The sequence below is a fragment of the Fulvivirga aurantia genome, assembly GCF_009711475.1.
Taxonomy (GTDB): Bacteria; Bacteroidota; Bacteroidia; order Cytophagales; family Cyclobacteriaceae; genus Fulvivirga; species Fulvivirga aurantia.
Map to the genome: position 1 here is coordinate 1 of NZ_SMMD01000817.1, position 9,432 is coordinate 9,432.

Genomic DNA, 9,432 nt, shown 5'->3' on the forward strand with positions numbered 1-9,432 from the left:
TTATATATGGAATCTTCGAAAGTGCAGGTGAAAAAGAAAAAAGTTCAGGATTGTATGCTACAGGTGATGAACCCAACTTTCAGTAAAAAAATCACTGTATATTATGATCCTTTCGCTGGTGAGACAGCAAGTATAGGAGTGGGTGGAATGACACTCGCTGGAGGTTTGGCAAAATCTTATTACATAAAGAAAGATGGTGAGGAAATCGCCAAAAGAATTAAAAAGAAAGAATACAAGAAAGACATGGAGGAGCTTTTTGGGGAGTGTCCTGAGTTAATCTCAAAATATGGAGAAAACCCGGATTGGTCAGAATTTGAGCAATTTATCTACGACTACTCAACAATGTGTAAGTAAGTTACCAGAAACTAAAAACCCGAAGAAAATCATTCTTCGGGTTTTTATTTAAGCTTTATTTCCTTTTCATCAATGCGTCTTTAATGCCCTCCAGGCCTTTAGTAACCTCCTCGATTTGGCTGAGCATTTGCCCCATTTGATTACCCATACCAAAGCCTCTTAAGCGCTGCTTTTTCATAAAAATCTCTTTTATCTCCTCCCAACGGGCCATGTCTTTATCTGTGAGTTTGGCGTTAAGCTCTTTCAACTTCAAAAGGTTTGCTTCTGCTCCTGAAGTCAGGGTTTGAGCTTCGTTATCATAATGCGATTTGATAAGTGTTTGCAACTCTTCCTCGTTCATTACAGAAAATACTTTCTCGGCAATTTTATTCATATCCCGGTAAGAACCCTGAAGCTTAAAAGACGGTTCGGTCCTGTACTCATCTGATTGAGCAGCCGAACGAATGTATTCCATGTTGACACGTAAGATCACATCGCGTACTTTGAATAATTTATTGAAAACATCTACATATTCTTTGATCTCTTCCGGTGAGTGATTGGCTTCAAACTCAGCCCCTTCCATACTGCCTTTCTCAGCAGAGCTTACCAGTGTATATACATCTTCCTGACTTTTGCCAGCCAGCTTGTTGAGTACAGGGTTTGAAGTAATACAATTTTCTAAATAACTCAATTTAAACGCAGATTCTGCATCTCCAATGATATCACCCAGATTATAGACATCAGCTCTGTTGGCAAGCATGTCAGGTATTTGAAATTTGTCACCACTCTCGGTGTAGGGGTTTCCGGCCATCACTACACACACTTTTTTACCTCTGAAATCGTAGGTTTTACTTTTGCCTTTGTAGACACCTTCTATTTTCCTTTGGGCATCACAGAGTGAAATAAATTTTTGAAGCAGCTCTGGATTACAATGCTGGATATCATCTAAGTAGATCATAACATTATCACCCATTTCAAAAGCGAGGTTGAGTTTATTAAGCTCTTCCCTAGCTGCCGCGTTAGGTGCTTCTGCCGGATCTACAGAGGTAACATTATGGCCGATGGCCGGACCATTTATTTTCATAAAAATGATTCCTAACCTGTTGGCGATATATTCCATGAGGGTGGTTTTACCATAGCCAGGAGGTGAAACCAGCAAAAGCATACCCATCAAATCGGTACGCTTATTCTCACCAGCCTCTCCGATTTGTTTGGCCAAATTGGCTCCCACCAATGGTAAGTAAACCTCATTTATCAGCTTGTTACGCACAAAAGAAGCCATCACCCTTGGCTTAAATTCTTCAAAACGCAGTTCCTCGGTAAACTCAGTAACCAACTCCTTTTTTACTTGATTAAATTGTTTGAAAGCTGGCACGGTAAGCGCTTCAAACTGCTGCATCTTCAACAAGAATCTGTTGAAATTCATATGATAGTTGCCGTCAATCAACACATCGTGACTCCCCTGAAACCCATCGATATCCTCTACCAAAGGTATGCTTACTACCCGGGGTTGTGTTGTAGGGTCCAGCAATATAAGAGCGGCCTCTTTCACAAACTCTTCATCGTCCTGCTGCTGAGAATGACCCACATAAGCATCCAGCCATTTATTGATCAGAACAAATTGATCTACAGGGTTTTTGAGCTGGTTGATAGAATCACTAAACCTCTTTTTGATTTTCTTATCCTTTAAATACTCCTGAAAAGCATTGGCCAGAGACGATGCATTGGCAGATTTTACAAAATCTTCGTGATCTTTGATCTCATGGAATAAATAAACGGCTGCACCTTCCACCAGTCCTTCTGGGAAAATAGCAATGGGCTTAGTTTCCATATCTAATTGAATCTCTTCGATAATTTGAGAATACTCATTAAGATTTGGAAAAACATCTATAATTATCCCTAAGCCTTTGATACGCTTTTCTAACAAGCTTTTATACTCATCATCGATAAGGTGCTGCCAATATAACCGTGCAAGCGCCCGAGACTCTGAGCTAAAGCGTAACAGTCCACCATTCTGATGAAATTTTAATAGCGACTCCAGTATAAGTGTTGCATCGTGATCATGCACACCTTTCATATAGCCCTCGTTGTACCTTAAGGCCATATATTTTTGCACATAAGTTGTCAACTCATCTTTGGTAAGTCTATAAAGCTCATCTAGAGAAAGAATAGTCTGACCGTTTTGCTTTGGCTTATCTGCATCTTGCAAAATTTTGAATGCCAAATATTCAGCACGATAGACCTCGCTATTTTCGGATACGATAGATTGACCCCACACCGATCGGGTACTGTTTAATCTTTCATCCTTAATTTCTTCATATAAATTGGTGCCTGTGAGGTGGTAAAACAGGTTGTCCTCTCTCGGCACAATCGTAACTTCCAGTGATTGGGTGTTTACAGTAAATTTATACTTACCAAACTTGATGATATCTTCACCAGACTCAAACAAATCTGTTTTATCTCTAAGCTGCCTGATGGCGTCTTCTTTCAGAGACTTCATGCGGCTCTGAATGTCATCAGCTTTTACTGAGTCTCCAATTTCTTTTAACTCCGCTACAATGTTTCTCAGCTTTTCCATCATCAGGTCTGAGGAGAAATAGCCATTGATCTCCCCAATGGTGGTCATGCGTTGTGTTCTGCTTTGGGCAGCTCCGAGTATGCGCGTAGCTGATTGCATTAAATTATTGGCTCGCTTATTTTTCGCCTCTACCAGAGCCACTTTTCTAGCCTCAAAGGCATTGTAGATTTCTTCTCTCTTCTCAGAAATTTTTTCGACAAAATCATCAAATTCAGAAAACTTGCCTTCAAGTTCTTCCAACTGAACCATCAGTTTTGCTAAATACTCATCACATTTTGTGGGTGTTTCAGCCAGGTCAATGTAGTTAGTTACACTTTGCTCTATGAGTTTAATCTGTGCGTTAAACTCTGCTTTGCCCTCTACCAAAAGCATCTCGCGCTTTTTCTTTCTAAGCGTTGCTCGGTTTTTGTTGAGCACAGAGAATAATGCCGAAATATTATCTATAATCTGCGTAGTTTGAGTAGGGTCAGAGATTTTGAGATTGCTCACTATATCAATAAGCATTTCGAGGTCTTTAGACACCTGCTCGATTTTACTGTTGAGCTCTTCTATTTCAACCACTTTAGAAACCTCACCGATAGCCTCCTCCAGCGCAGACACTTTTTGCTCATATTCTTTAAGAGCATCATTTCTTAAAAGAAATCTAACGCAGCTATCGGCATATCTCTGATTTTCTTCCTTTAGTAGTTTTTCGTACTTATCAATCTCCTGCTCATCAACATACCTGAGAGATTTCAGAGACTCAGTTTCTCCCCTGCGCTCTCTAAGCGCTGTGAGGTTCTTTACAAATGTCTCTAACGTATGGCTAGATTCCCGACTAATTTTCTTTACGAGCTCATCGACTTGCCCGAGCACTTCATTTACCTGCTCTCGGGTGCTTTTTCGTATTCTTACGACTTTGTCATACTCATCGATGGCCGAAGAGGCAGTGCTTCTTATGCCCTTTAATGGATCAAGCGCGTTGTAAGCCTCTTTATGACCCAGCCAATGATAGCTGTCTATTATATCTGTAGCGCCTCGTTGTAAATCAACATACAGATCATCATAATTTTCCCCTTTTTCAACAAGACTGATTACCTCATTGCACTCAGCCATGGCCTTCACCACCTCTTTGTTGCCTATTTTATATAAATAGGAGTTGTTTTGAGAGGTGGGTTGAAAATCAGGACCTGTGAAAGGTGTCTGCCAAATTTTAGCAGCATGGTGTTTCTTTGGCTCATCATCCGCATTGAAAAAACATAATTCTCCATTGTCGAATATTGCATACCCATGGCAGGTAATTGGGTTTTCTACTTTTTGCTCTATGATGTTATAGGGCAGTAAGAGGTATATGCCTTTTCTACGATTGTAAAAAACATATAGGTAATCCTCTCCATTGGGTGAGGCTATGGTTTTTTCGTAAACCATGTTTTCTAACCCACTCTGAAAAAGCTTGTAATCGCCACTTTGCAAGTAATAACCATTAGAGAAAATTACTCCCTGTCCGTCTGGTAAAAGTACACAGGCGTCTTTTATGGCATTGATTGACCTTGCCTCTTGCAGCTTACTATTGTAGACAATATGGCGATATTCTTTCTCCTGATAAGGCCTTATTTTCAAAAGTATAAGGTTGCCTAAAATAGCATAGAGCACCTCTGCATCATCTAATGTCTGGTCAGGGTTATCAACCTCCTCATGATAGATGCCATGACCAGAATCTGTGTTATCTTCCACTTTTATGGTAAGATCTCCTCCTACAGTTTCTACAAAAACCTTGTCTTCGATAGAAATATGTGGGTACTCCCCTTCCCTATGGTAGTCTCTGGTGGTTCGCTTCCATTTAAAAGCATGCTGATCAGGAAAACTGAATTCATGCTCACTCCTATTGTCCAGGTAAGTAAGCTTATCTCCATCGATCAACCATTTAAAGGCCTTAATATCACTTATATCTTTGCCGATTCTGAATATCATATAGAGGTGAGGACCAATTTTGGCAAACTTTACAAACTGGGTGTCTTTATAATATTTGTAGAGTTTTTGAAAATCAGTAACAAACTGCTCATCTTCTATAAGACTGTAATCAAGTGCAGGAAAAGTATGGTCTTTATAGGCATGGATGCTAAAAACATCAGAAAGCTCAACCTTACTTTTAAGCCCCAGATGTACATTGAAACCAAATATAAATTGGTTGCCGATGGGCACCATATCCCATGGAATACAATTGTTTTCTGTATTAATTCTTTCTGTAGCTATAAGAGTGGTTTCTATAGCTCCAAATACATCCTTACGTGATTGATTAAGACTTTTTAGGGCAGCCGAAAGCTCATCTGCATAATTTTTAAGCCTGTTTTTAAGCACTTCATAAGTGCCGCCTTCTAATGATATATCCTGCTTGGTATCTTCCTCGTGCTGTTTTGACATAGTGATGATATTCTAAAAAAGTAAAGACAAAATTTAAGGTGTGTGATTTATTCCATTAAGCGGTGTTGTATCCCCGGCTTCTTTTATCAGAAGCCGGGAAAAACACTCAAGAATGGCTACCTCAAACTATGCGAGGCCTAATGTCTTAGGCGTCTCATTATCGAGACCGGCAGATTTTGCCAAACTCATCATTTGTCTCAAGCTATTTTTTACCTGATCGTCTTCTGCGCTTCCCATCATTTTAAAGAGTAAAGCAGAGATTGTAAGATTTTTCAGGTCTTCTGATGATACGTTAAAAGACTTCAACAACTGACCAATATTTTGCTTAAAGCTGCTGCCGCCATCTGTATTTAGAAATGCATCTTTAATATCGGTTATGGTATCGCTTCCTTTAAGTAAACCGTCAATCGCTTTACCTTTTGTGATAGAACCGACTATTTGGTTAAAGAACATTGACTCACCACCAATGATATCTATTTTGGCCGCCTTCATGGCTTCTGCAATTACTTTTGCCTGTGCCTCAGCGATGTATTTATGTACATCGATTTGTGCAAGCTCTACCTGAGTTTCCTTCTGTATTCTCAGTTTAAACTCTTCGTGATCCATACCTGCCCCGTCAAGCGCCTTCATTGCGGAAGCTTTTTCTTTGATGCCTTCAGCATCTGCTTTAAACTTCTCAGTCATTACTTTAGCTTCTGCCAGACCTTTCTTCTCATCAGCGGCTGCTTGTGCCTCTGTAACTTCGGCTTTAGCCTGTCCTTGTTCTCTAGAAACTTTAGCCGCAACAAAGCCTAGTTTTTCGTCAGCTTCTGCCTGTGCGTTGGCCTTCATTTTAATACCCTTAGCTTCTGCGTCAGCTTTCATTTCTATTACTGCAGCATCAGACTCACCCTCTTTCTCTTTAGCTTCTGCCTTGGCACTCATCACTTGAGCTTCTGACATACCGATGGCTGCTTTTTGAGCCGCTTCTGCATCAGCCAATGTTTTCATTGCTTCTGCTTTATGATTGGCCGCTGCCTGCTCTGCTTCTGCATCTATAAGTGCTTGCTTCGCTCTGTGCTCAGAGGCTTGTTTGCCTGCCTCAGCAGCTTTTATCTCTTGTACGAGCGCTTCCTGTGCTTTTTGCTCAGCTGCTGTGATAGCTACCTTCTTATTTCTATCAGCCTCGGCCATCGCACGTGTATCCTTGATCTTCTCTTCCTCCTCAACAGTAGCTTTTTCTACTGTCACTCTTTCTCTTATAACCTCTTGAATATTTCGTCTTTCAACCTCGAGTGACTTCTCCTTTTCGATATTAGCCAACTCAACCACTCGCTCTCTTTCTGTGGCTTCAAGTGCTCTGGCCTGCTCTACGCGTTCTGTCTCAATCGCATCTGTCTTCTCTTTGTTTTTCAGAGCCACGAGTATTTGCCTCATTTTATTCTCTTCGGCTACACCCACTTCCTCTTCTGTAGCGATACGAGCCTGCTGAGCCTTCATCTCATTCTCCTGCTTCACTTTTTCTATTTCGGCAGCTTCTCTCGATTTTATGTTTTCAATCTCTCTGCGCTGCTGCTCTTCTTTCTCTGTTTGTTGCTTTTCTAACTCAAGAATTGTTTCGCGGGCTTCCACATCCTGCTTTTTGATGGTTTTCTCTCGCTCACGCTCAATAAGATTAGATTTGATTTTCTCAGTAGAGGTAAGCTCGATAATCTTTTTGATACCTTGCGCATCCAGGATATTGTTCTCATTGAGATCATCGATAGAGGTTTGCTCTACGTAGTCAATAGCGCAGTCATCTAACACATAGCCATTGAGGTCGGTACCTATTTCTTCAAGTATTTTTTCTTTGAAGCTCGCCCTGGAGTTGTACAGCTCTACAAAATCGAAATGCTTACCTACTGTTTTTAATGCTTCAGAAAATTTAGCATCAAAAAGCATTTCTAACTCACCAATATCAGACGCGCGATGACACCCGATCGACTGTGCTACGTGAATAACATCTTCGGTAGTTTTATTTACACGAATAAAGAAACTTACCTTAATATCTGCTCTCATGTTGTCTTTACAGATCAGACCATCTTTGCCGAGCCTGGAGATATTTAGGGTTTTCAGTGTGATATCCATAATCTCCAGTTTGTGCAAAACCGGAATTACGAACATTCCTGAAAAATTTACTTTTGCATCGCCTACACCGGTACGCACAAGGGCCTCCCCTTGTACCGCTTTGCGATACATTTTGATAAACATGGAGATGATTCCTATGAAGAATACAGCTCCAAAAACTATTAATACGATTGTTACGCTTGTTGCCATTCTTGTTTAGATTAATTATAAGGTTCTATTAAATACACGTTGAGTTTTTTGTTATACTCGATCACCAGACCAGTATCGCCTTTTTTGAGCTCATGACCTTTAGAAGTGCGAACATTGAGCAGGTGGGGCGCTCCGTCTGTGAGTACATGCGCTTGTCCTGTTTTATTTTCACGTGCTGTTATCGTTACAGTACACATTTTGCCAATGAGTACTTCATCTCTCTCCTCATCTTTGCCAAGTCTTCCAAAAAGTTTGATAAATGGTATTGTCAAAATTTTTGCGACAAACAGACTGACAAATAGAGATCCCAGCAGTACAATTACTCCAACTATAAGGGTAGAATTACCGATAAAATCATTTACTATGACCGATATTGCCCAGGCCGGTATGATTAAAAATGTAAAGAAAATCATAACAGGCACCTGCCCCAGGTTGAAGAATGCCAGCACAGAGTTGAGCCAGGTTACTGATAGCCCGTCTACTTCCGCATCTGCATCTATATCGATATCAAAGTCCATAAAGTCTACATCGAGCACACCGATTATTACAGTGATCCAATAAATGACGATAAAGACAAAAAGTGCTGTTATGATTATATTGGCAGGAGATACTGCCGCATCTAGTAATTCACCCATAAGTTATTATTCTTCGTTTTTCTTTATTCCTAATTTTTCTTTCAGCTTCGCTAGCTCTTCGGCTTTTTCAGTTGTACCTGTTTCAGCCAGTGTCTTCTCAATTTCTTCATCTACACTTCTGCTTTCCTGAGCTATGTCTCCATAGGCTTCTGCCAAAGCCTCATCTTTATCTACCTTCTCCTTCATGCGCTCAAGCATAGAAATGGTATTGGTAGAATCGATTTGAGCCATTTGCTTATTAATAGTTTTGGTAGCATTGCTCACCTTAACTCTCGCTTTTAGCGTTTTCAGCTCATTTTCCCATTTACTAATGGTCGACTTCAGGCGCTTTACATTGCTATCCATCTTCTCGATAGACTCTTCATATTTTTGCTTTTCGCCCAAAGCTCTGGCAGCATGCTTCATGTTTTCTTCTTTTTGCACCAAAGCTTCTGTCGCAAGCCTATCTGCTTCTGCCTCATCAAGATCTCCACTTTGCGCTCTTTTGAGCAATAGGATGGCCTTTTGCTCATAGTCACTCGACTTGCTTTTATAAGTGTCTACATCCTTTCGGGCTCTTATGGCCATGGCCTTAAGCTCCGCCAAAGCCTGCAAGCTTTTATCAAGATCATTTTTCATATCTCTAATCCCTTGCTCCGTCAGCTTTATAGGGTCTTCGAGCTTATCTATAGCAGCATGTGCCTCAGATTGGCCGATTTTAAATAGTCTACTAAATATGTTCATGTCTCTTAAATTTTAATTTTTAGAAAATTCTATTAACTCATTAGAGTACTCACTGAGCAAGAGGCTCAGGGAATTAAACGAGGCTTCAAGCTCGTTTAAATCAAGGTTTTCCAGCTCTAAAGTATTCCTGAATATGACTTTTGTACCACTCTCATCGAGTACAAATGCTCCGTGTATGATATCACGGTTTTTTTGAAGCAATTTCATAAACACATCGCTGTGCTGATTTTTAACTTCAAATATGTATTGCTCTATAATTAATATCGGATCTGCACAACCTAATACAAGATTGTTAATTCCACTTTTTTCGTCTTCAACTACAAACAAGCCTTCTTCTTCACTTTCATGTCTGATATTGCAATCCAAGTCGAGTAGATAATTTCTTACTTTCTGAAAAGAGTTACTCATAAGTGCTTTTAAGTTTTGGTTCTGCGATTATTGAAAAAGGAGCACAAATTATTCAAAATA

The 9,432-nt window shown here is 40.2% G+C and carries 5 protein-coding genes and 1 pseudogene; 1 reads left to right on the forward strand and 5 read right to left on the reverse strand.

Annotated elements, in window-relative coordinates; genetic code table 11:
- Nucleotides 1-354, forward strand: a pseudogene (locus E1176_RS11345) (hypothetical protein); the annotation flags it as partial.
- Nucleotides 355-409: 55 nt separating this feature from the next.
- Here E1176_RS11345 and E1176_RS11350 read toward each other — a convergent pair.
- From E1176_RS11350 to E1176_RS11370, 5 genes are all read right to left on the reverse strand, one after another.
- A complete protein-coding gene (locus E1176_RS11350; protein ID WP_155210730.1) occupies nucleotides 410-5,311 on the reverse strand; it encodes a DNA repair ATPase in 4,902 nt (1,633 codons plus the stop codon).
- A gap of 126 nt (nucleotides 5,312-5,437) precedes the next feature.
- A complete protein-coding gene (locus tag E1176_RS11355; RefSeq protein WP_155210731.1) occupies nucleotides 5,438-7,606 on the reverse strand; it encodes a flotillin family protein in 2,169 nt (722 codons plus the stop codon).
- A gap of 11 nt (nucleotides 7,607-7,617) precedes the next feature.
- The gene (locus E1176_RS11360; protein ID WP_155210732.1) at nucleotides 7,618-8,241 is read right to left on the reverse strand and encodes an OB-fold-containig protein; all 624 of its coding nucleotides are present in this window, start codon (nucleotides 8,239-8,241) and stop codon (nucleotides 7,618-7,620) included.
- A 6-nt stretch (nucleotides 8,242-8,247) separates the two neighbouring features.
- Nucleotides 8,248-8,964: a PspA/IM30 family protein gene (locus tag E1176_RS11365; RefSeq protein WP_155210733.1), complete on the reverse strand. Its 717-nt coding sequence runs from the start codon at nucleotides 8,962-8,964 to the stop codon at nucleotides 8,248-8,250.
- A gap of 12 nt (nucleotides 8,965-8,976) precedes the next feature.
- Entirely contained in the window at nucleotides 8,977-9,372 is a 396-nt protein-coding gene (locus tag E1176_RS11370) for a YbjN domain-containing protein (RefSeq protein WP_155210734.1), read from the reverse strand.
- Between the last annotated feature and the right edge of the window lie 60 nt (nucleotides 9,373-9,432).